Here is a 23598-nt window from a genome sequence, read left to right as displayed (position 1 = left end):
CCAGCAGGGATCCCTTCTTCAAATGCAGATTGAGATCAACTCCGATTCGGACAAACAGCCTTACAGCACCGTATCCCTACGGACCGAGAGGTTTTGAATACGGGTATCTTGAGCCGTCGGAGTGTCAGGGTCAGTGAACACGCCAATCCGCTGTAAATAGAGAGCCAAGGCATTTTGTTCGCTACCGGGTGTATCGAAGGTATTGCCCGAGGGAGGCGCCAAATTCACTCGGTTGGCGTTGGAGAGCCTCGGGAAAGGATAATCATCCCCACCATCGGCCAAAAAGCCCAGAGTTACCAGACGGAAGGTACGGTTGGGGTTCCCTTCCAACTGACCGTTGCGTACCACCACATCTCGGCCACTTGGTGTATCCACCCGCAAGGAAATTATTCGGGATCCCGGTGGACGGGAGGGATCAAAGCTAAAGGCAAACCCGCCAATTTGTGGAAAACGACCTGGTGTAGCTCCCGGTTGGGTTTGAGCGACTCCATGCTCAACAACTTGTTTCAGCTCACTGGCCGTGACAGTCAGCAGGGAAAGTCCATTGTTGAAGGCCAGAGAACTCTCGATATCCAACTGAGAAATCTGTCCAGCTCGTTTACCCGCAGCCGGGTTGGCAAGGGGCGGGATCCGTTGTACCGGCTCGTTGCCACCGCCACCCGTAGTAGCCCCAATCGGGGCGCGAATACCACCACCATTCTTGAGGGAGATGACCGTGCTGGGGTCAATTGTCCGGGCGTAGGCCAGGTTAGCATCAGCAGTCAGGTTGCCCAGGTTGGTTTCTTCCGTGCGCACTTCCGCCCGCAACCCATTCAAGAAATTGGCGGTGGAACCAAAGGTACGGCCATCTTTAGCGCGAATGATGTTGCCAATGTCGTTGGCCACCCGCAGCACATCGGGATTGGGGGTACCCCCTACAGCCGCCACCCCCTGATCATCGGTGGCATAGGCACCACTGACCGGGTCGATGTTGCTAATCACGCCGTTGGCATCGAAGCTGACCACCAAACGACCGACATAGCGGTAGTTAGAAGCAGTATTCACCACCGCCACCGGCTGGCCACTGGGAGAGGTACGCAGAATCGGGTAATCGCCGGTACGGCGATCCGGCAAATCGGTGCGCAGACGATCTTCAGGCTTGGCAATCACCCGGTGGGATCCCCCCGCGATGATCACATCTACATCCCGCAACTGGCTGGCCAAATCCACTTCATTTTGCAACTGCTGCAGGTGGGCCAGCAGGAAGATCTTATTAATCCCCTGAGCCGTCAGCTCATCCACATAGGGTTGCAACACAAAGGCATTCACCTGATCGGTTTCGTCGAACCCTCCCTCCACTGTCACACGAGGGCCAGGGCTGGAGATACCCGCTAGACGGGTGGTGGTCGCTCCCACCAAACCAATGCGTTCGCCACCGACGGTAATCACAGCAGTGCGGGCAATTTTGTTGCGAATACTGCTGGCTTCCTGTCCATCTGCCGCGATATCGGAAGCAGTAATTCCATCACTATCCGGTGTAAAGGTCAGGTTGGCGCTTAAGTAAGGGAAGCGTGCCCCTGCATAGCCACGGCCACTGTCCGGTCGGATCAAATCACGGATTTGGCGAGTCCCTTGGTCAAACTCGTGGTTGCCAAAGGCAGCGGCCTCGAACCCGATGGCATTGATCATCTCAATATCTGCTTTGCCAGGGGTGCGGTTGTAGCGGCCAGCTAGCGAGGGATCCGTGCTGGCATTGTAGAAGGGGCTGGGAATGTAGTTATCCCCACTGGAAAGCACCACCGTATTGGGAAACTGGGGGCGCAGGGCGTTCACCACTGCCGAAAAGCGGGGTGCATCCTCTACGGCAGCCAAAGAGGCTTCCAGGTCGCTAGCATGCAGCACTTGCAGGGTAAAAGCGGTTGGCTGCGTCGATAAGACCACATTGGGATCCGTGCCGATAAAGCCGGCACCACCGCCGGTAGCCACTGAGCTGCTGCTGCTGCTGCCACAGGCGCTGGTTAGGCCAATCACCAAGCAGAACAACCCAATCCAAAGGGATTTGGCCCAAGCGTTCAAATGAACCCAGGCCCACCCCCTTGAGGTAAACCTCTGTACGCCGGGCTCCGGCGCAGCGTGAGCGTAACGAGATACTTTCATGACAATTGGTTCACTCCATCCACGAGATAAGGCGCGTCCGCGTTCACGTTACCAGGGTTGGGATGGAGGTATCGCTATGGTAAGTTTAAGGTTGAGTCAAGCTAGGGTTAAGCTTTGTCGTCAGGACTAGCGGGATCCCAGCCAAAGCACTGCAAATCCACCCGATGGTCGGAGTCAAATCGGATCCCTTCCGCTTCCAAGAGAACTTTTTGCAGGTGATCTTGACCGAGGCGAAACGGTGAATAGGAGATTCGCCCCTGCGCATTGATCACCCGTTGCCAAGGGATATCTGTCTCTTCCCCTTGGAGCCGAAACAGCGCATACCCCACCTGTCGCGCATAACCGGGATAACCGGCCAAGCGGGCCACTTGCCCATAGGTGGCCACCCGTCCAGTCGGGATCCGCCGGACAACATCGTAAAAACGCTGGTAGAGGTTAGCAGAAGGCCCTTGGGGAAGCACATGGGGCTCCAGTTTGCACGAAGGAGATTTTAACCGGTTTGGACAAGGACACCGGCATTGTTGGAGGAAACCGGCACTAGAGCTGTACTCAGACTTAGCCGAGAATGAAATAAACCCTCTAATAAATCCTCCAAACTAACTCAAGGAAGCCATGAGCTATTTGATTGCCGTACTGCCGGATCGCATCGCTGCTGAGGCTGCCTATAGCGCCCTGGAAAAGGCGGGGTTTTCCCTCAGTCAACTCAATCTTTTGGGAAGAGGGTATAAAACTGCCGATGAATTTGGCTTCATCGATCCAGCCCGGTCAGCCCGTCAGCAGATGAATCGTATGGCAGTTTGGTTGGTGCCCTTTGGCTTTTTAGCAGGGGTCGGATTCAGTATTTTGAGCGGGTTGGAGACCTTCGCTTGGGCGGGATCCGTCGGCAATCACCTGATTGGTGGACTGTTGGGCGGGGCAGCAGCGGCGATGGGCAGCTTCTTCGTCGGGGGTGGGGTGGGCCTGAGCAGTGGATCGGGAGATGCCTTGGCTTATCGCAACCGATTGAACGCGGGCAAGTATTTGCTTATCCTGCAGGAAGATACCGAAGCCCGCATCCGAGAGGCAACTCGCATTCTGCGCCAATTTGAGCCGGAAAATTTACAAGGCTACACCGAGCGCCCTTAAATCCAATCTCAGACCGCTTAGGGAGGGGGAGTTCACCGAATGTCATCAGCGGTGACGGCCAGCTGTGATAGGGTTGCGATTGCTCTTCAGGTTTGGGGATCCCACAGAACCCACCCTAGAGTCAGCGGTTCCGTCGGGGAGCAGCCGTCGGAGGTAAGGGGGAAAGTACGGTGCAAGACCGTCGCTGTCCCGCAGCTGTGAAGGGTGATTTCACCCCAGCCAGAATGCCCGCCGTCTGTTGCAGTGAACGCCATTCCTATTCTGCGAGGTACAGAAGTATGTCTCCGTTTTGGCAGGGATCCCCGGCGGGATCTCATCCTTTCCCCTATATGGCTTATGTGTCAGGCAAGAGAGTGTCCCGGAACTGGGTTGCTGTCTTGGGGGCACTGGCGGTGTGGTTGTCCTTCTCTCCGGCCTTTGCCCATCATGCTTTTGGGGGAGAACTGCCGCAGTCGTGGTGGCAGGGGTTCCTCTCGGGGCTGGCCCATCCACTGATTGGGTTGGATCATCTGGCTTTTATTGTCGCCATTGGGTTGATTTCTGCCGGCCAAAACTGGCGCTACGGGATCCCTTTGGGCTTCGTCCTGGCGGCTCTAGGGGGTACCGGGCTCCACATTGCCGGCCTTGATCTTTGGCTCATGGAATTGGGCATTGCCGGTTCGGTGGTGCTGTTTGGGTTGCTGCTGGTGCTGGCAAGGCAGGTCAAGGGCTGGGTGCTGCTGCTGTTTGGATCCCTGGCGGGGTTGTTTCATGGCTATGCCTATGCTGAGGCGATTATCGGGGCAGGATGGATGCCTTTGGTGTGGTATCTGATCGGGTTTACCGTCATTCAGTACGGGGTAGCCCTCCTTAGCTTGGGGGTGGCTGAGTATTTGGGATCCCGTGTTTCCGGGCTGACCCGCTGGGCCGGTTGGATCATCACGGGGGTGGGGGCGGGCTTCCTCACCTTGGCGGTGGTGGGGTGACGGGATGCGCCAGTCTCCAAGTCTGCTGATCGGCTCTCTTGCGCTGGGGATCCCTAATCCAGTACAAGGATAACGGTGAAGATCTGTAACAACGAGGGGAAAACACATGGAGCGCACCTTTATCGCCATTAAACCGGACGGTGTGCAGCGGGGCCTAGTGGGCACCATCATCCAACGCCTAGAAAGCCGGGGGTACCAACTGGTGGGCCTGAAGCTGATGCAGGTGAGCCAGGAGCTGGCGGAAAACCACTATGCCGAGCACAAAGAGCGGCCCTTCTTCCCTGGGTTGGTGCAATTTATCACCTCTGGACCGGTTGTTGCCATGGTTTGGGAAGGCAAAGGGGTGGTAGCCGCCGCCCGCAAGTTGATCGGCAAAACCAACCCCCTTGAGGCTGAGCCAGGTACCATTCGCGGGGACTTTGGCATTGATATTGGCCGGAATATCATCCACGGCTCCGATGGCTTGGAAACGGCACAACGGGAAATTGCCCTCTGGTTTGGCGACTCAGAACTGGTGAACTGGACAAGTAGCGCCCAAAGCTGGATTTATGAGTGATTGATTAGTACATTGCTCTGAGCCTAGCTTGAAAGCAGGGTCAATCTTCCTCTCGCAAGGCCAAGGATTGTGTAAACGTGAATTTGAATCCCCACCAGCAGCCGCTGCAAATCCCATCCCTTTCGGTAAGATAGAGGCGAAGCCAGTAGCACTTCTCTTCCTTCCTCCACCAGGCTCCAATTGGCACGTTTGGCTGCTGCTTCTCTCTCCAAGGGATCCCCTTGGAGAAAGTTGATCATCTCGATCATTTTTAGTGGGTGAGGAGGAAGATTGAAAGACATCATGGAAGGGTTCGCACCGTCGCCAACCCTAGCTGGAATCGGATCCCTGCCCGAAGCCGCTGGCCCCGTTTTGCACATCACCGGCAAGCACCCTTTACAAGGCCATATTCCCATTGGCGGAGCGAAAAACTCAGCTCTGGCACTCATGGCAGGATCCCTTTTGGCCCCCGCTGCCTGTCGCATTCAGAATGTACCGCGTCTGTTGGATATCGAACGCATGGGGCAGATCCTGACCACGTTGGGGGTCAAAGTTTCCCATGTCGGTCATACCCTCGACCTAGATGCCAGTTCCCTCAAAACCTGCCAAGCTCCCTACGAATTGGTCAGTCAGTTGCGGGCTAGCTTTTTTATCACTGGGCCGTTGTTGGCGCGTTTGGGAGTGGCACGAGTGCCTTTACCTGGCGGCTGTGCCATCGGATCCCGTCCGGTGGATCTGCATGTGCGTGGGTTACAGGCATTGGGAGCAACCGTCCAGATCGAACATGGGGTGGTTCATGCCTATGCTCGCCGGTTGGTGGGGACTCGCATCTACCTCGACTATCCCAGTGTCGGTGCTACAGAAACCCTGATGATGGCGGCAACGCTGGCGGACGGGGAAACGGTGATCGAAAATGCCGCCCAGGAACCAGAAGTGGCGGACTTGGCCCATTTTTGTCAGGCGATGGGAGCCCGCATTCGCGGTGTAGGCACCAATACGCTGGTGGTGGTGGGGGTGCCCCGTTTGCATGGCACGGAATACACTGTCATCCCCGATCGCATTGAGGCCAGCACCTATCTCATTGCTGGGGCCATCACCCGTTCTAACCTGACGGTTGGCCCGGTTATTCCTGACCATCTGCGGGCGGTGATCGCCAAATTGCAAGCGATGGGACTGCGGGTGGAAGAAGAAGGCCCGAATCGACTGCGCATTGCTCCAGCCCAATTGGAATCCGGTTGGCTCTGTCAGGCTACGGATATTCAAACGTTGCCCTATCCAGGGTTCCCTACGGATGTACAAGCGCCGATCATGGCTTTGGCTGCCCTCAGTGAAGGCAGTTGCACCATCGAGGAGACGGTATTCGAAAACCGGATGCACCACATTCCCGAACTCAACCGCATGGGAGCGGACATTCGCCTGAAAAACCGTGTGGCCCTAATCCGCGGGGTGCCCTCTTTTTCTGCTGCCCCGGTGGTGGCTACCGATCTGCGGGCGGGTGCGGCACTGGTGTTGGCGGGGTTAGCGGCTGAAGGCTCCTCTACCATCCACGGATTGCACTACATCGATCGCGGTTACGAAGCTATTGACGAGAAGCTGCGCAATGTCGGGGCAAAGGTGCATCGGGGGGAAAGCACAGCGCGGATCCCGGTTACGGCTTGAGAGGGTGTGGCCCGCCTCTTGGTTGTGCTGGTGGGGGTAAGCTGGCTCAACGGCGGAGCAGGCCAAAGGCGAAGGTGCGGCCTTGCTCAAAGCTCATGGCCAACTTAATCCAGAGCATGGCATAGGGTTCTAGCAAGCGGGCACTGGCCAGGGATCCGGCATCAACAGCCTCAAACCCCACCTCTTCCGTTTGGGAAGGCACTTGGGGGCCAGACTTTCGCAACGCACCACCCGCAAGCTCAATCTCACGGAAGCCGGACAGCTTTATTTCGCTTTATTTCCAGTGCTGTGAGCGCATCTTGGCGGATATGGAGGAGGCCGGCCAATCAGGTGGTGATGCAGATGCAAGCCCAGCTCATAGGTATCTTGCGTCTATCGGCGTTGTGGTTGTTGGGTTCAACCCTGTTTGGTGATGAACTATTCTGGGGGGCAGGCGTCTGCAGTTTTGGATTGGATAGCAGCGCATCCACTAACCCAGCCCAATTAACTCATGGGTAGCTTAGCGGATGTATTCCTTGAGGACGCTATTGCGGTTAGGGTGCCGCAGTTTTCGCAGGGCTTTGGCTTCGATCTGCCGGATCCGTTCACGGGTGACGTTAAAGATCTGCCCAATCTCTTCCAGGGTTTTCATGCGGCCATCGTCCAAGCCGTAGCGCAATTTGAGTACGTCTCGTTCCCGTGAGGTGAGGGTTTCTAAGACACTTTCAAGATCTTCTCGTAGCAGGACTTTGGCCACCCGATCCTCTGGAGTTTCTCCATCTGACTCGATGAAGTCCCCTAGGCGAGAATCTTCTTCTTTGCCAATCGGAGTTTCTAAAGAGATGGGGAGCTGAGCCGACTTGGCGATGAACCGCAACTTCTCGATGGTGATCTCCATACGGGTGGCGATCTCTTCTTCGGTGGGTTTGCGACCCAATTCCTGGGAAAGCAGCTTGGTAACCTTTTTAATGCGGGAGATGGTCTCGTAGAGGTGCACCGGCAAGCGAATCGTGCGGGATTGGTCAGCAATGGCACGGGTAATGGCTTGCCGAATCCACCAGGTGGCATAGGTGGAGAACTTGTAGCCCTTCTCGTGGTCAAATTTCTCGGCTGCCCGAATCAACCCCAGGGATCCCTCTTGGATCAAATCCTGAAAGGATAGGCCCCGGTTCATGTATTTCTTAGCGATGGAAACCACCAAACGCAGGTTAGACTGCACCATCTTCTCCTTGGCCCGACGCCCCCGATGCAACCGCCGCCGAAAATCTGGTAAAGGCATCTTTACTTCTTCGGCCCAGAGGGCATCTGGCACTTCTTCCGGGTCTTCCCAGAGGCCCATGCGGTCAAAAATTGCTTCTCGGATCCGCTCTAGCTCCAATAAATCCGCAATTTTGCGGGCCAGCTCAATTTCCTCATCTGCTCGCAGCAGCCGAATGCGCCCAATCTCCTGTAGGTAGACCCGAATCGAGTCATCGGTGTAGTGCTTCTTTTTGCTGGCGGCTTTACGCTTCGAACGCCCCTTAGCTTCAGTACTGGCGGCTTCGCCCTCCTCTTCTAGGGCTTCCTCTTCTTCGTCTTCCTCATCAAAAGCATCAGTGTCACTGGCATCCAGTTCAATCTCGATTGTGTCCGCTCCGTTGTCCTGATCAGAACCCAGAGGGAGGGAAGGTCGATTTTCCAAATCCGGTTCGAGAAGAGCTGTTTTACCAGACTTCACCAATTCCTTTGCTTGAGTCATGCTGAGTTCCTCGTGATCCTGATCACAGACAACGAAAGGCGACTAAGAGAACCTAAACACCAAAGGGAAGAGAGCGACTGCCATCCCTGCGTTCGCCGATGCCCAGAGAGCCTAACTGGAGAGAGTAGGGATCCGCAGGCAAAAATTTTACTTGCTTTAGGCAAGTCTGCCCGCCTCTTAACAGCCGATCGCTCGGGTCAATCTCGAAGCAGATATCGCTCATAGGGTTCAACGAAATTAGCGCAAAACTCGTTTTGGTGAGCAGGACCTTTTGAGACTCCAAAAGGTGAACCCTTCTCTTCGCCGATCCTCCGATACAGTGCGAGGCACTTGATGAAGAGGGCAGGACATTCAGCACCTCAACAACTCCCAACAGGCAAGGAGAAGTTCCCCTACAACAACCCACAACTGGCTTTGAATCGCGCCTCTGCAGGCAACTGTAGCCGTTCACACCAAAACGTCCTTCCTAAGTTAGCCCGCTCTTTGGCAAACAGCAATGGGGCAGGCAAAGAAAATGTTAACTTCACCCAATCATCACCAGGAATGGGGATCCCTATGCAGGGAGTTAACTCACTCGCGTAGTCCAGAGAAATGGCCGAATGCTAACCTGAATCAGACTTTCACCCCGTTTGGGACTAGACTCCTATGACGCATCCCTTCCTGCAGCGGCTCCAGGAGCACGTGATTGTTTTCGATGGAGCGATGGGATCCTCGCTGCAAGCTCAAAACCTAACGGCAGAGGATTTTGGCGGCCCAGAGTTGGAAGGTTGTAATGAGATGTTGGTGCTGACTCGACCGGAGGCAGTGGAAAAGGTACACCGAGGTTTTCTGGAGGTGGGGGCGGATGTGGTCGAGACGGACACCTTCGGGGCCACCTCGATTGTCTTGGCGGAGTACGGGATCCCGGACAAAGCCTACGAACTGAATGTGGCGGCGGCGCGTTTGGCCAAGCAGGTGGCGCAGGAGTATTCCACCCCTGACAAACCCCGCTTTGTGGCCGGTTCTATTGGTCCCACCACCAAATTACCGACTCTAGGACACATTGGCTTTGATGAGATGCGGGCCAGCTTTGCCGAACAGGTGCGGGGGTTGCTCGACGGCGGGGCGGATCTGTTGATCATTGAGACCTGTCAGGACGTGTTACAGACCAAGGCGGCCTTGGCGGCTGTGCAACAAGTCTTTACAGAAAAAGGTTTTACAGAACAAGGTGCGCTTCGCCCGCCGGTGGTGGTCTCGCTCACCTTTGAGGTGCAGGGGACGATGTTGGTGGGCACCGAGATTGGGGCGGCTCTGGCGATTTTGGAACCCTACCCGATTGATGTGCTGGGGCTCAACTGTGCCACCGGCCCCGACAAAATGACGGAGCACATCCGCTATCTCTCCAAACATTCCCCGTTCCCGATTTCCTGTATTCCCAACGCCGGGCTGCCGGAAAACATTGGTGGCCAGGCCCATTACAAACTCACCCCCGAACAATTGCGCTTTCATTTGCAGCATTTTGTCCAGGATCTGGGCGTGGCAGTGGTGGGGGGCTGCTGTGGAACCCGACCGGATCACATTGCCGCTCTTGTCGAGGCGGTGCAAGGGTTGCGACCCAAACCCCGAACCGTAGAGCGGATCCCTGCGGCAGCGTCGATTTATGCTCCCCAGCCCTACGCGCAGGACAACTCCTTCTTGATCATTGGCGAGCGGGTCAATGCCAGCGGCTCCAAAAAGATGCGGGAGCTGCTCAATGCGGAAGACTGGGATGGTCTGGTGGCCCTAGCCCGAGAACAGGTGCGGGAGGGATCCCATATTTTGGATGTCAACGTGGACTACGTGGGCCGCGATGGCGTGCGGGATATGCACGAGCTGGTGTCGCGGCTGGTCACGCAAATCCAAATCCCCCTGATGCTGGACTCAACCGAGTGGCAAAAGATGGAGGCGGGCCTGAAGGTGGCGGGGGGCAAATGTTTGCTCAACTCCACCAACTACGAAGATGGCGAAGAGCGCTTTTTGAAGGTACTGGAATTGGCCAAACTTTACGGTGCTGGGGTGGTGGTGGGTACCATCGACGAAGAGGGGATGGCCCGTACTGCCGAGAAAAAGTTTCAGATTGCCGAGCGAGCCTACCATCAAGCGGTCGCCTTCGGGATCCCGCCCTACGAGATTTTTTTCGACCCATTAGCCCTACCCATTTCTACCGGCATTGAGGAAGACCGGGGCAATGGGGCTGCCACTATCGAAGGGATCCGCCGCATTCGCCAAGCGTTTCCGGAAGCCCATATTGTTTTGGGGATCTCCAACGTCTCCTTTGGGTTATCCCCTGCCGCCCGCATGGTGTTGAATTCGGTGTTTTTGCACGAATGTCGGGAAGCGGGTATGGATGCGGCCATTGTTAGCGCTGCCAAGATCCTGCCCCTGAGTAAAATCCCGGAGGATCAGCAGCAGGTGTGTCGGGATTTGATCTGGGATCGGCGACAGTTTAATACCGAGGGGATTTGTACCTATGACCCTCTGACTGAATTGACGCAACTGTTTGAGGGTGTCTCGGGGAAAGATCTGCGCTCTACGGGATCCCTGGCGGATTTGCCCCTAGAAGAACGCCTACGACGACACATCATTGATGGGGAACGGATTGGCTTAGAAGATACCCTTGCGGAAGCTCTACAAAAGTATCCACCCCTAGAAATCATCAATACCTTTCTGCTGGATGGCATGAAAGAGGTGGGGGAACTCTTTGGTTCAGGGAAGATGCAGCTGCCGTTTGTGTTGCAGTCGGCGGAAACCATGAAGGCGGCAGTCAAATATTTAGAGCCATTCATGGAAAAAGTAGGTGGAGATGCGGTCAAGGGTACCTTTTTGATTGCCACCGTCAAAGGGGATGTACATGATATTGGCAAAAACTTGGTGGATATTATCCTCACCAACAATGGCTATAAAGTGATCAATTTGGGCATCAAGCAACCGGTAGAAAATATCATTGAGGCTTATGAAAAGTATAAAGCTGACTGTATTGCCATGAGTGGCTTGCTGGTGAAATCCACTGCCTTTATGAAAGAAAATCTGGAGGTATTTAACGAGCGGGGCATTACTGTTCCTGTGATCCTAGGGGGGGCTGCTCTGACGCGCCGCTTTGTGGAGGAAGATTGCCAAAAGACCTACAAAGGCCAAGTCATTTACGGTCGGGATGCTTTTGCCGATCTGCACTTTATGGATCAATTGATGCCTGCCAAAGCCGCAGGACAATGGGATGATCACCTGGGCTTTTTGAACGGATCCCAGAATGGGGGATCCCACTCCGATGCTCATGACAAAGTCCAGCTAGAGCCAGAAGAGATGGACGCTACCCTCCCTGCCCCGGAAGTGACGGTGGGATCCACCCCCGAACCGATTGAGCTACAGGAGCAAGATACCCGTCGTTCGGAAGCCGTGACCCTAGATACGGAGCGACCGATTCCACCCTTTTGGGGCTCCAAAATCCTGACCTCGGATCAGATCCCTTGGTCAGAGGTCTTTTTCTACATCGATAAGCAAGCCCTAGTGGCGGGGCAATGGCAAATTCGCAAGCCCCGTGAGCAATCTGCTGAGGAGTTTGCCGAGTTTATGGCTACGCAAGTGGATCCAGTAATCGAACGCTGGAAAGAACGGATTGTTAGCGAGGACATCCTACATCCCAAGATTGTGTATGGGTATTTCCCCGCCCAAGCTGAAGGGAATCGTTTGATCATTTTCGATCCGGCTAGTTTTCCAGAGTTGTTTCTGCTGGATCCCGACTCCAACACCTATTTCCAATTGCCGACGGTGGAGCGTCTTCAATGGACGCCTCAAACCCGAGAGTTGGCCTGCTTTACTTTCCCTCGCCAAAAAACCGGAAATCGCTACTGTATTGCCGACTTTTTTGCGGATCGCTCTACAGGATTGGTGGATGTTTTCCCAATGCAAGCCGTAACTGTGGGTGCAGAAGCGACCACCTATGCCCAACATTTATTCGCCAATAACCAGTACACCGATTATCTCTATTTCCACGGCATGGCGGTCACTCTCGCAGAAGCCTTAGCGGAATGGTGTCATGCCCGTATCCGGCGGGAGTTGGGATTTGCCCAGGAAGATAGCTCTGATATCCGCAAGATTTTACACCAAGGTTATCGCGGATCCCGCTATAGCTTTGGGTATCCTGCCTGCCCACACATTCCTGATCAACGGGTTTTGTTGGATCTGCTCAAGGCGGATCGGATTGGCCTAACCATGGATGAAAGCGATCAGTTGGATCCGGAACAATCCACCACTGCAATCATCACCTATCATCCGGCAGCTCGCTACTTTAGTGCGTGAGCTTGACGGGTTCTTCTAATCTCTAGCAGGATAGAACCATAGTGGTTCCCTTATGGTGGTTCCCCATGCCCACAAGCCTGACTTTGAAGAATATTCCTGACATTCTCTATGAGCGATTGAAAGCCTCAGCAGAAAAGAATCGGCGCAGCTTGAACAGTGAAGCCATCGTGTGCTTAGAATCCGTACTGCTGCCAACCCAGATCTCACCTGGTGAACGCCTAGCCAGAGCTCGCCAACTCCGGGCCTCCTTGTTCCCAGGGAAATTCCATTTGCAGGACATTGAGGCCTTTAAGCAGCAGGGCCGTCCATGATCGTGGTTGACTCCAATGTTTTGGCGTACCTGTACTTGCCAGGTACGTACACTGCTGCTGCCGAATCCTTACTGGAGCAGGAGCCAAACTGGGCTGCCCCGATCCTTTGGCGCAGTGAATTTCGAAACATACTGGCTGGATACATGAGACGTGGGGATATTTCTTTGATATTTCTTTTGAGCAGGCTATGGGCTTGCAGCGAGAGGCTGAGAGCTTACTGGAAGGTTCAGAATTTGAAGTTGACTCGCTGACCGTCTTGGAGCTTGTCCAAAAAAGTGACTGCTCTGCCTACGATTGCGAGTTCGTGGCTTTGGCTGTCACCCTCAACACCAAACTAGTTACTCTGGACAAAAAGCTTTTGGGCGCTTTCCCGAAATTAGCTATGACTCTCCCTGGGAGCTGATTTATTGATCCATTTGTATCTATTATTTAGTTATTTAGTTTATTGACACTCCCCCGGTTAGAAACCGGGGGATTCTCCCTTCTAGCTCCCCACAGCTTGAAGCTGTGAGGGATTCATGGAGTTCAGGGGATTGCCAACTACCCCATCCCCTGAGCCGACCGTACCCATTACAGATACGGCTTCTTTTAGACTCAGGGGACACGAAAAGCCGTCCCACTGGGCAATGTTTATGGCGGCATTCCAGTCGGCATCACAGCAATACCCGTCCTGCCCAGTGAACAGATGCCCACTCCTTTTCCCAATCAATCCTGTCCTGTGGTCAGTTTTGGATGTGTAGGCAGCAGGGCGCTTGTGCAGCGTCCTACCCGCCATCTCCAGCTTGTAGGCAACCTTCCACTCCAAGTCGTAGTACGACCAGGTATGGCGCGATTTCCCGGCATCCGAACGCGCCTTCTGGCTCTGTCTGGATTGGCGGATACCTGAGAGGTCTTCCATCCACACATCCGCATTTACCGCATTGGCAAACCGTACAATGCGACGGCTAACGGTGTGGTTGACCGCCCTCATCCAACGGGCTTCTTTGCGCTCCAGTCGCTTGAGTGCTCGGTATTTACCCGCCTGTTGCAACTGGGCACGACGCTTCTGGAAACGACGACGACGATAGGCTACCTCTCCACCCCCAAAAAACACCGCCCGACCCCAACGGGTGGCCGCCACCGCCAAACGGTTCTGCCCCTGGTCAACACCCAGTCGCTCCGTACTCTTCACTTCGGGAACTTCCCAAGTGATAGATACAACCGCGTACCAACAGCCCCGTAGCTTCATGAGTTTCAAGGTTCCCCGTTCACAATCCTGTTCGGCCAGGATGCGCTCAAGACGCTCGGCATAGTAGGAACTGCCAACCTCAAGGGGAACCCGCTTGTCACCCTGAATTGTGGGGAAGCTCACTGAGTAGGTGCTACCTACTTTGTGCAGCTTCCAGTTTTGGTTGTTGACCTCTGGCCAGAACACTTTGAAGTGTTTGACCCGCCTACCCGCCTTCCCTTTGAGGATGCGAATCACCTGGTTGGAGAGGGCCGACTTGAGTGGGGTTACCACTTTGGCGGTTGTCAAGGCTTTTCGTTCCTTCGGACTGATGCGGAGCAGTTCGTTTGCCAGTTCGGTTGTCGCACAAACCGTCTGGTCGAACATCTCTGCTTTGACCGCATTGAGGTCAAGAAACTTGAGCTTGAGTGTGGTGGTGACCCGTTTCATGGGGACTATTGTATGTACTATAAATTCAGCCTGTGCGCTTATATCCCCCGGTTGGAAACCGGGGGCTTTACGCTGCTCTTCGTAAGGTTGGTAAAATGGGGGCCTTGGCGGAGGCGACCGAGCAGAGGGGATCCGATCACCACAACCAAAGTGACAAGAATGATCAGCGTCGAGAGGGCATTGATCTCAGGGGTGACCCCTCGCCGTACAGAGCTATAAATCAGAATGGGCAGAGTGAGACTTTCCGGCCCACTGGTGAAAAAGGAGATGACAAAATCATCAATCGAAAGGGTAAAGGCCAACAGGGCAGCCGCGAGGATCCCGGGCATTGCGAGTGGGAGTGTCACATAGCGCAGTTTTTGCCAGGTATTGGCATAGAGATCATGAGCTGCCTCTTCTAGAGCAGGATCCAGCAGTTGCAACCGGCTGCGCACCACAATCGCCACGAAAGAGATTTGGAAGGTGATGTGGGCCAGGATCATCGTCCCCAAACCCAGCTCGAACAAGCCGGTGTAATAGCGCAAAAACCGATAAAACAGCAGCAGAGTAATCGCCATCACGATATCTGGGATGATCACGGGCAGGAGCATCAGTCCTTGAAAGGCATTTTTCCCAGGGAAGCGATAGCGATACAGACCGTATCCCAACAGGGATCCGAACACCGTGCTGATCAGGGTGCTGACCAGAGCCAGGATCAAGGTGTTTTGAGTGGCTCGCCAGGCCATCGGATTCTGGAACAGCGAAATGTACCAGTCAAAGGTGAACCCTGTCCATACCAAGCCAAAGCGGGCGCGGTTAAAGGAATAAAGGATAATCAACAAGATGGGCAGATACAGAAAGGCATAGAGGGCATAACTGACTCCACGCAACCAAGCTGGCATTTGTCCCATCGGCACTATCCTGCAATCCAAACCGGCTGTCCCAAATTGTAATGAGTCTAGTGCGCTTTATTGTTTGTGTTCTGCACGACGTGTAGCACCCTAGGTGGTCGCTTCATCAGCCACACACATCCAATACCGGCAATTCCACCTGCTCCACCTGCGGTCGAAAGCCCAACCAAGGGGTAGCCAACTGGGCGAATCGCTCCGGATCCCCGCTGACACAAAATCGGTCCCATCTGCCTGTCCGGGTGCCAGAGTGAGGATAACGCAGCCCCCACAATCCCAGTTCTTTCGCCAGGGATCCCACCAAGGCTACCCCCGGATCCACCCGTTTGACGGAGCGAGGCAACAGAGGCTGCAGGATCGGATCCAGAACCGGATAATGGGTACAGCCGTAGATGAGGGTGTCGATCCCCTGCTGCAACAGCGGCTGCAAATAGCATTCGGCAGCTTGGCGTAGAGCCTGGCTATCCGTTTCCCCTGCTTCGATCAGGGGGACAAATTCTGGGCACGCCTGTTCCCAACACTGAATGGGGTGGAGGAATCTTTTCGGATCGAGAGCGCTGTATTCCTGAATCGCTTTTGAGTAGGCGCGGCTGTTGACCGTGGCTGCCGTGGCAATCACCCCAATTCGGGATCCCTGAGTTAAGGCTGCCTGGGCACCGGGCAAAATTAGGCCGAACATGGGCAGGGCAAATTCCTGACGCACGCGGTCTAAAGCCAAAGCGGAGCTGGTATTACAGGCCATCACCACCAACTTGACCGGCTGCGCCTGCATCCACGTCAAAATTTGCCGCACAAAGGTCAAGATCTCTTCCGGGGAACGTTCTCCGTAGGGGACTCGTGCTGTATCGCCAAAGTAGAGCAGCTGTTCATGGGGCAATTGCCTCCGCAGGGTTCGCCACACGCTCAGTCCCCCCAAGCCGCTATCGAAGACCCCAATCGGCCAACGGGGATCCGGCCCTTCCCCCGACATCCATTTAGGCACCATGCTTAACGCTCCTCAACACCACTCACACCTACCGGGGCTTGACCTGCTGGATCTGAGGATCCATGATTTTTGACCCTTTTTGAGTCTCGACGACGGCTCTCCCCTAGCGCAAGCTCAACGGTTGCGCAAAAAGGCTTCAATGCCATCCGCGATGGCTCGGGATAGGATGGCCTGATATTCTGCCGTGGACAATTTTCGCCCTTCCGTTGGATTGGTCAGATAGCCCAACTCCAACAGCACAGAAGGCATTCCTGTCGGGGTTTCCCGCACCATGAAAAACCGCGCTCGTCTCACTCCCCGATCGGCAGCTCCGGTCGCCCTGACCAAGCTGCGGTGCAAGGTGGCGGCCAGCTCAGCGCTATCCGGTCGGAGGTAATAGGTTTCGATCCCATGGACGCTAGAACGATCCAGAGCATTGGCATGAATGCTCACCAACAGGGTTGCATTGGCTTGTACCGCGATATCCACCCGCGGCTGCAACAAAATCTCCCGGTCATCCGTACGGGTCATCACCACCCCATAGCCGCGCTCCTGGAGCAGCTGTTGCACCTGCTTAGAAATGGACAGGGTGATGTGCTTCTCTTGGATCCCATCCACGCCGATGGCGCCGGGATCCCGGCCTCCATGTCCTGCATCAATGACAATCACTGGCCTCCCAACCGGCAATTGCCCCGGTTGAGGGGACGGCGACACTTGCGGCTGAGCCATCGGCAAAGGGGCATTGAGGGGTTGTAACTGCAGGGTAATCCGACGGGATCCCTGGCCGGGGTTGGGCTCAAAAACATTAAACTCCTCAGAGGGCTGCACCAGGATGCTGACGGTTCGCTCATCCTCCTGAACAAAGCGAATCCGAGCCACGGGTCCATTGGCAGGCAAGCCGGGATCTGGCAAGGATTGCGGCAGACGGGCAGGGGCCACACTGATGCGATACCCCCCACTGTCGGGATCCCATCCGGCCCGGTAAAACATGAACCCATCGGCACTAATGGTTAGCTGATTACCCTGAAGCTGTACCGATTGCAGCGTTGCCAGGGGCCCACTGGCCCCCGAAGCATTCGTATCGGGCAGGAGGCTGGCCTGCATTCCACCCCCAGCCGGTTGAATCCAGATGCCTCCCCGCTGAGGGTCATAGCGGGCTTCCCAGTCGCTACTAGAGGGATCCACATCCAGCACTACCCGCGCTACTGTCGGCTCAAATTGCCCGATTCGCAGGCGGGAAACCCCTAGCCGGTTGATGGTGTAGGCCCGCTGGGTGAGGGCGGAGCTGAGGGAGGTTTGCAGAAAGTCCACCACCACTCGATCCGGGTCGAGAATCCGCCGCACCGTGGTGGAGGGGCTGCCTTGAGTGCGGATGAAAAAGCCTTCCGATTCTGGGGATACCGCCAAGATTTGGTTGCCGGAACGGGAGGCTGGCGGAGGGAGGGGCAGACTGGGGGCTTGGCTGCGAGGGGGTGGGGTGGGCAAAGGGGGGGGGCCGATGCACCACTGGAGGGGGGGAGGGGGGAAGATAAAGAGAGATTCCCGGCCTGGGTAAATTGAACGGCCCAGCGGGAAGGATTCGCGGTGAGCAGTTGCAGTTGGTTCAGGCTGAGGGGTTGCCCCGGTTGCAGATGCAGCACAAAGCGGGTGATCGTATCTGTGAGCTGGCTAATTTGCAGGGATCCAACTCGACCGGAAAAGGTTTGGGTTTGCGGATCCCGTCCAAAACGGGTATTCGGGAAGTCCAAGACCACACGGGGTGGATCTTGCAAAATAAATAGGAAGGGCCGTACCTCCCCTTGCGTGTTGACCTCTAAGCGCCCTTGCTCAGGGCTATACTGCCAGTTTTCGATCCGGGATAAGCCCGTTGTTGTTGCTTGCGCTTGAACAGGTTGGGGGGAGAACAGGCCGGCTCCAGCCAAGCCCCATAGCAGCATCGCTCCCCACAGGCCCGAAGGGATCCGGCATTGCTTTGCATAGCGTTGACCATCACCGGGATCCCGTCTTGCCCCTAGCTTGTCGAATTCAGGCATGACACCCCACAAACTCCAGCACACCTGCTGCTCTCAACTATACCAGCGTCCTTTCGGGGCGGCCTGAGGAGGAGCGCAATTTCACTATTGTCACTGTTGTTTGCAGGGGAACCTATCTTCTATGGTCGTAGAGTAGGGTAAAGCTCATAGGGATGCAAGGCCAACCAGATCCACTTGCTCTAGCGCAGGCTGGACATGCCAAATCGATCGTGCAGGTGGTGCGGGCAGAGTTATTGCGACAACGCTGGCCGGTTCAGGTGAGCTTTACGGATGAGGTGCTGCGGATTCAACTGCTGGGATCCCCTCAACACCAGTCCCTTGCCCCCCAAGCCACCACAGCACGGATCTTTCAGATCTTGAAGCAACTGCGGATCCCACGCTTGGGTCAGATAGAAATTCAAGCGTTACAGGGATCCCAACTGCTGTGGCAGCGGAGTCTGCGACTGGGCTCCCAACGGCGGTTGGATCGCTTTGCTTTTGACAGCTTAACGGTTAATGTTTGGGCTTTGCCGATTGCATTTGTGGTGGCCTTGATGGTGAACAATATCGGCTGGCTGCAATTGTTCCATTTACCCTTGCACATCTGGATCCACGAGTTCGGCCATGCCACGGTTGCTTGGTGGAGTGGGCATCGTGCGTTGCCCTTGCCTTTCGGGTGGACAAGCATCAGTTTACAGCGGGATCCCTTTGTTTATTTTGGGATTTTATTTCTGCTCAGCTTACTGTTTGGATCTGGCTGGAAAGAAAGAATCCTCTGGCCAAAGGTATTGGCTATCGTTCTGGCTCTGTTGCAGTTTTATATGACTTGGATCATGCCCAATCGTACCAAGGAGATGTTATTTGTGTTTGGCGGCATTGGAGGAGAGTTCTATCTAAGTACCTTTTTGATTGCCTGTTTCTACTTCCGATTTCCCGATCGCTGGCGATGGGATTTTTGGCGCTTTGTGGTGCTGGGGATCGCAGCAAGCAGTCTGTGGAAAAGCTTCTGGCAATGGCACACCATTCAACTGGGCCTAGCTGAGATTCCGTGGGGGACTTTGTTTGGCGGGCAGGGGGATGCAGGCGGCGATATGAACCGCCTTAATTACGACTTCGGCTGGAGTGCAGATCAAATTATCCAAACCTACAGTGGGTTGGGGGATCTCTGTGCTTTGGTGGTGCTTGGTTTATACGGGGTGTTTTTGCTACGCATGAACGATGAGATTTGGCTTAATCTTCAGACTCGACTTACCCTCTGGACTGATGCTGTGATTGGGTTTGGCAAACGCCGCTAAATTAGCCCCAGAGGGATTTCTCCACTGATTCATTTGTTCATTTTATTTAAGATCATTTAAGACACCTGGGGAGGGCACCAGAAAAGATTTTGGCTGGAAATCCCTAGTGAGTGGAGGATACTTCCCATGATCTCGGTGCAGTGCCTCCAGTGGTCGTGATCCGCATACATGCGATCGGGGTTAAACTCCAGATCATAATGAAGAACATTGGGGATCCCTGCAAATTCCTCAGAAGGTTGTGGAGAGAGAATCAACAGCACAAAAGGCTTGCCTTGGCACTTGGCTTCCAGCTTGGTCATCAAGTCGAGTACCACGTTGCGTTGACAGCCGCCCGTCCGCACAAATAGAAGTTTATCAGCTTTTTCTAAAACATACCTAAAGCGTTTGGCACGCGCACTATACCGAGTTTGCATCCGTTCGTGAACCGGCCTCATATCATGGATGGGATCATCACTCTCTTCTACCTCGTGACCGAAAGATAATCCTGTCCATTTGCTGTGATAAATGCGTTTTTCTTCAGGATTGTAGTGCAAGTAGCAGGGATCCCACATACCCTGAAAATCATTCTGGATCATATCCGCCACATCAGCTAAGTTGCTGGTGCGGGTCAAATCAAAAGGAAATGCAGGCCCATCATATTCCAACTTATAGAGAAGCATTCGTACCGCACAGCGATCCCCGAGCGGAACAATGGCAACTCGACTGATCTCCGACAAGGGACATCGATACTCCAGCAGCATGACCGAGTGGGGTGGAGCTTTGACCCGACTTTCCAGCCCATCTGCTCCAATCATCATGGTTCGGAACGGAGCATCTGGTTTTTGGGGATCCTGATAAACCCCCGCTGGCATGGCTTTGAGAGCTGCCCGGACTTCTTTCCACATGGGGTGAATGTTGTACTCATGTTCGGTTGTGTTGATCACGTACAGGCAAGGAGGAATCTCTGTTCCATCCACTGACCGCTTGCATTGGAGTAGCACTAGGCATCCATCATCAAAAAGAGGTTGTATCCCTTGTTGTGAGAAAAACTGTCTTGAAGGGAAAAACCTGAAATCTCCACCCGCAGGAATGGTGAGAGGAGTTTTGAGCGTACCATCCTCCCGAATCAACAGGTGCAATAAAGTTGCAGGAGTAGAATCTTCTGCAATGTAGAGTCCCGGCTGCAGAGCACCCTTTTGGAATGTTGTTTGCAGTGCTGTTTGTAGAGCCTGCCAGTCTGGGTTGAGGGTGTAGTTATAGGGAGTGATGTTCATAACCCGCAGGGAACCTGTGGCCCTATCGGCTGTGAGGCCAAAACCCTGGCCATCGAAAAAGACTGGCAATTCCTTGTGAGGAAGAGCTTGAGAAGCTGTCATCATTTGCTGGGGATCAAAAAGCGCAAGATCAACGGACTCAAACATCAATTCATGTCCCTTGGAGTTGGGGTGAGCGGCATCGAAACAGAGACCGGTTTTCCAACGCCCTTGACCATCTTCTAAGGCTGGCAACCAGTTGAAAACTGGGTAGCCCCAACTCAGCATGTGATAGTGAGTTTCCCAAAGTAGGCTATGGTGTTCAGCCGTGTAGTCTCCATGGGGGTAAACCCCACCCAAAATCGGCAAGGCTCCTATCTGCTCCGTCATCAGGATTAACTGCTGAAGACCATTCTCAAAGCGTTTTTGAATGGCTGAGTAATCTTTTGGTGGACTAAAAGCCAGTCCTTCATTGCCCAAAGACAAAGCAATAATGACAACATCCGGTTTCTCAGGAGTGACCACTTGCGAAAAACGAGCTAGGGTTCGTCGGACATTGGCCCCCAGCTCAGAGCAATTGAGCAGTTGATGACCGTAGCGCTTCTGCAAAGCCTGTTGCAAATGCCAGGCCCAGCCCCGCAACAACCAGGCACTACAACCCAGGGCAACCGAACTTCCCAAAACAACAATCTTTAGCCCACCCAAATCTTGCGGTTCGGGATTCGCAATGGGTTGGGCATAGTAGCCATAGGGATAGGTAGGGATCCGACCAAAAACTCCATCTTCAACGATCACAACCCCAGGTAAAGGATGGGGTTCAAACGGGATCCAGCGATTAACTCCAGTAGATTCCCAGGCCACTTGGCCATTCGCCTGAATGCGGAGATATTGATATTCAATGCGTGCAGATCTCCTCGCCCAATCTTCATTCAAGTCTTCACTATTGAGAGCCAATTCCACCCACCAAAGTGGATAAAGACGGGGATCCGTTTGCAAACGCACACAACGACGGGGATCCCACTGCCCCATTGCAGGAATGGATCCCACCAGAGCAATGAACTCACCCGGCTGAGTGGCGGCCTGAACCTGGAAACGATACATAAACATAGAAAACGTAAACAGAGTCGAGGGTGATTGAGGGTGCAGGAGGAAGCACTGGCAAACGGAAAACCCGTCAAGACCACTCCAATAGGCATTGAAATGCAAATTCTCAACCTGCAACCCCACCTTCCCTCCCTAATCTTAGGGAGTACCTGGAGAACCCAACTTAAATCACAGGGTTAAAGGCAAACCAGAAAACCTAAACCTTAAAGATCCAAGACTTTAGGGTATAAACTCAGAACAGTGACTTTTGAATGTAAAGATTAACTTAACATTAAGTCAACGCTAGCATATTGGCTTGGAATCGTCTGTTTTCCAGGACACTTTCAGCCCTTCTGGTCAAAGATTCTCTGGAGTACAGAGTTCCGACTGACGCTGCGGCAAAATGACCTGAAACGTGGATCCCTGCCCGAGCGTACTTTCCACCTTCACCTGCCCTTGGTGCTGCTCGGCAATGCTTTTCACAATCGCCAAACCCAGGCCCGAACCAGCTACCCGAAAGGGATCCCCCTTACGAGCTGGATCCACCCGATAAAAGCGATCAAACACATAGGGCAAGGATTCAGGAGGGATCCCCGCCCCGTTATCGCGCACCTGTACCCACAACTCTGGGGCTCCGGATTTTAGCCGCTGTTCTAGGGTGACCTCTACTTTCCCCTCAGCGGGAGTATGCAGCAACGCATTCTCAATTAAGTTGGTGAAAAGACGGGCCAACTGATTCTCATCTCCCCAAAACCCGAAGGGATCCCCAGGCATAGACTGGGGCGGGTCGGCAATGTCCAACTGCAAGCGGATCCCTTTTTGCTGGGCCAGGCCCTGCAGTTCTTCCACCACTTGCAGCAGCAAAGCATCTAACGCACAACAACGGGGCTGAAACGGGGCCATACCGCTGTCCTGACGGGCCAAAAACAGCAGATCGTCCACCAATCGGCCCAGACGCAGACTTAGCCGTTCAACAATTTGCCACCGCTGCCGGGTGTCCGTATCCAGCTGCGGATCCGCCAGAGCCACCTGTACGGTGGTTTGAATGCTCGCCAGAGGACTGCGCAACTCGTGGGAAGCATCGGCGGTAAATTGCTTCAGCTGCTGGTAAGAATGACGCACCGGCTGCATGGCCAAACCCGACAGCATCCAACCAATCGAACCAACACAGGCCAAACTGGCCACTATCCACAGGGAGAGATCCCGAATCAACTGTCGCGTTGGCTTGCTCACCTCAAACCAGGGGTGACTGACCCGTAGGTAACCCAGGAGGGCATGGCCGGCAAGGATCGGCTCGGTATACTGCCGTAGCCAGTAGCCGGGGTTAATGCGGGCGGTGTGTAAAAACCCCTCTGTCAGCAAAGGGGCAGGGATCCCGCCGGGCACGGTCGACCAGATCAGCTTCCCCTGCGGGTCAAACCACTCCAGATCGATGTGATCATCCTCCAGGGTGCTGGGATCATCCCGAAAACTGGCTTCCAAACTGTGGCGAGCTTGCTGGGGATCCAACAGAGTCTCATCTACCACCAAAGACCGCTCGACGATTTCCACCACATGGCCGAGGGTATCATCCACCCGCTCAATCAAAGTGGCCTGTACGTACCAGTAGAAGCTGCCGGCAAACAGCAATAAAAAAACCGCCGTGATCCCGGTGTACCAAAGGGCCAATCGCTGCCGCGTTGACTGGAACATCCGGGTTGAATTGG

At 54.6% G+C, this 23598-nt stretch carries 18 protein-coding genes, 1 pseudogene and 1 riboswitch; of the genes and pseudogenes, 8 read left to right on the top strand and 11 right to left on the bottom strand.

Annotation, left to right across the window (positions count from 1 at the left end; genetic code table 11):
- Positions 1-60: 60 nt before the first annotated feature.
- Together JX360_RS09380 and JX360_RS09375 are read right to left on the bottom strand one after the other, a co-directional pair.
- A complete protein-coding gene (locus JX360_RS09380) occupies positions 61-2136 on the bottom strand; it encodes a bifunctional metallophosphatase/5'-nucleotidase (protein WP_244350396.1) in 2076 nt (691 codons plus the stop codon).
- Positions 2137-2243: 107 nt separating this feature from the next.
- Positions 2244-2597, bottom strand: coding sequence for an MGMT family protein (locus JX360_RS09375; protein WP_244350395.1), 354 nt, complete (start codon positions 2595-2597; stop codon positions 2244-2246).
- A gap of 151 nt (positions 2598-2748) precedes the next feature.
- Here JX360_RS09375 and JX360_RS09370 point away from each other — a divergent pair, with 151 nt between their 5' ends.
- From JX360_RS09370 to murA, 4 genes are all read left to right on the top strand, one after another.
- Positions 2749-3261 carry a hypothetical protein gene (locus JX360_RS09370; RefSeq protein WP_244350394.1) on the top strand — a complete coding sequence of 171 codons (513 nt, stop codon included), beginning with the start codon at positions 2749-2751 and terminating at the stop codon, positions 3259-3261.
- Between the two features lie 108 nt (positions 3262-3369).
- Positions 3370-3511, top strand: a riboswitch (cobalamin riboswitch).
- 28 nt (positions 3512-3539) lie between these two features.
- The gene (locus tag JX360_RS09365) at positions 3540-4226 is read left to right on the top strand and encodes a HupE/UreJ family protein (protein ID WP_244350393.1); all 687 of its coding nucleotides are present in this window, start codon (positions 3540-3542) and stop codon (positions 4224-4226) included.
- 106 nt (positions 4227-4332) lie between these two features.
- Positions 4333-4782, top strand: a complete 450-nt coding sequence (gene ndk / locus JX360_RS09360; RefSeq protein WP_244350392.1) for a nucleoside-diphosphate kinase — start codon at positions 4333-4335, stop codon at positions 4780-4782.
- Between the two features lie 282 nt (positions 4783-5064).
- Positions 5065-6420 carry a UDP-N-acetylglucosamine 1-carboxyvinyltransferase gene (gene murA / locus JX360_RS09355; protein WP_244350413.1) on the top strand — a complete coding sequence of 452 codons (1356 nt, stop codon included), beginning with the start codon at positions 5065-5067 and terminating at the stop codon, positions 6418-6420.
- A 46-nt stretch (positions 6421-6466) separates the two neighbouring features.
- On the opposite strand, the gene JX360_RS09350 is transcribed toward murA, so the two are convergent.
- Both JX360_RS09350 and rpoD read right to left on the bottom strand, forming a co-directional pair.
- Positions 6467-6643 carry an NAD(P)-binding domain-containing protein gene (locus tag JX360_RS09350; RefSeq protein WP_244350391.1) on the bottom strand — a complete coding sequence of 59 codons (177 nt, stop codon included), beginning with the start codon at positions 6641-6643 and terminating at the stop codon, positions 6467-6469.
- 276 nt (positions 6644-6919) lie between these two features.
- Positions 6920-8137 (bottom strand): RNA polymerase sigma factor RpoD, encoded by a 1218-nt coding sequence (gene rpoD, locus JX360_RS09345; RefSeq protein WP_244350390.1) that lies wholly within the window; start codon positions 8135-8137, stop codon positions 6920-6922.
- A 645-nt stretch (positions 8138-8782) separates the two neighbouring features.
- Here rpoD and metH point away from each other — a divergent pair.
- From metH to JX360_RS17930, 3 genes and pseudogenes are all read left to right on the top strand, one after another.
- Positions 8783-12451 (top strand): methionine synthase, encoded by a 3669-nt coding sequence (metH, locus tag JX360_RS09340; RefSeq protein ID WP_244350389.1) that lies wholly within the window; start codon positions 8783-8785, stop codon positions 12449-12451.
- Between the two features lie 65 nt (positions 12452-12516).
- A complete protein-coding gene (locus JX360_RS17935; RefSeq protein ID WP_425244381.1) occupies positions 12517-12762 on the top strand; it encodes a FitA-like ribbon-helix-helix domain-containing protein in 246 nt (81 codons plus the stop codon).
- Positions 12759-13165 (top strand): annotated as a pseudogene (locus JX360_RS17930) (type II toxin-antitoxin system VapC family toxin). Before JX360_RS17935 ends, JX360_RS17930 begins: the two are co-directional and overlap by 4 nt.
- A gap of 81 nt (positions 13166-13246) precedes the next feature.
- On the opposite strand, the gene JX360_RS09335 reads toward JX360_RS17930, so the two are convergent.
- From JX360_RS09335 to JX360_RS17730, 5 genes are all read right to left on the bottom strand, one after another.
- A complete protein-coding gene (locus JX360_RS09335) occupies positions 13247-14419 on the bottom strand; it encodes an RNA-guided endonuclease TnpB family protein (RefSeq protein ID WP_244350388.1) in 1173 nt (390 codons plus the stop codon).
- A 38-nt stretch (positions 14420-14457) separates the two neighbouring features.
- Positions 14458-15300: an ABC transporter permease gene (locus tag JX360_RS09330; protein WP_425244382.1), complete on the bottom strand. Its 843-nt coding sequence runs from the start codon at positions 15298-15300 to the stop codon at positions 14458-14460.
- A 115-nt stretch (positions 15301-15415) separates the two neighbouring features.
- Positions 15416-16291: a glutamate racemase gene (gene murI / locus JX360_RS09325; protein WP_244350386.1), complete on the bottom strand. Its 876-nt coding sequence runs from the start codon at positions 16289-16291 to the stop codon at positions 15416-15418.
- A 114-nt stretch (positions 16292-16405) separates the two neighbouring features.
- Positions 16406-17584 (bottom strand): N-acetylmuramoyl-L-alanine amidase, encoded by a 1179-nt coding sequence (locus tag JX360_RS09320; protein ID WP_341830546.1) that lies wholly within the window; start codon positions 17582-17584, stop codon positions 16406-16408.
- Positions 17515-18303, bottom strand: a complete 789-nt coding sequence (locus tag JX360_RS17730; protein WP_244350385.1) for an AMIN domain-containing protein — start codon at positions 18301-18303, stop codon at positions 17515-17517. Before JX360_RS17730 ends, JX360_RS09320 begins: the two co-directional genes overlap by 70 nt.
- 152 nt (positions 18304-18455) lie before the next feature.
- Between JX360_RS17730 and JX360_RS09310 the strand changes: the two genes are divergently transcribed.
- A complete protein-coding gene (locus JX360_RS09310; RefSeq protein ID WP_244350384.1) occupies positions 18456-19577 on the top strand; it encodes a hypothetical protein in 1122 nt (373 codons plus the stop codon).
- A gap of 56 nt (positions 19578-19633) precedes the next feature.
- On the opposite strand, the gene JX360_RS09305 is transcribed toward JX360_RS09310, so the two are convergent.
- Positions 19634-22036, bottom strand: a complete 2403-nt coding sequence (locus JX360_RS09305) for a DUF1796 family putative cysteine peptidase (protein WP_244350383.1) — start codon at positions 22034-22036, stop codon at positions 19634-19636.
- Positions 22037-22249: 213 nt separating this feature from the next.
- Positions 22250-23584, bottom strand: coding sequence for a sensor histidine kinase (locus tag JX360_RS09300; RefSeq protein WP_244350382.1), 1335 nt, complete (start codon positions 23582-23584; stop codon positions 22250-22252).
- Between the last annotated feature and the right edge of the window lie 14 nt (positions 23585-23598).

The sequence above is a fragment of the Thermostichus vulcanus str. 'Rupite' genome, from assembly GCF_022848905.1.
GTDB classification, from domain to species: Bacteria; Cyanobacteriota; Cyanobacteriia; order Thermostichales; family Thermostichaceae; genus Thermostichus; species Thermostichus vulcanus_A.
Note: the sequence above shows the minus strand (reverse complement) of the source record. Positions and strands in the feature narration are given on the sequence as shown.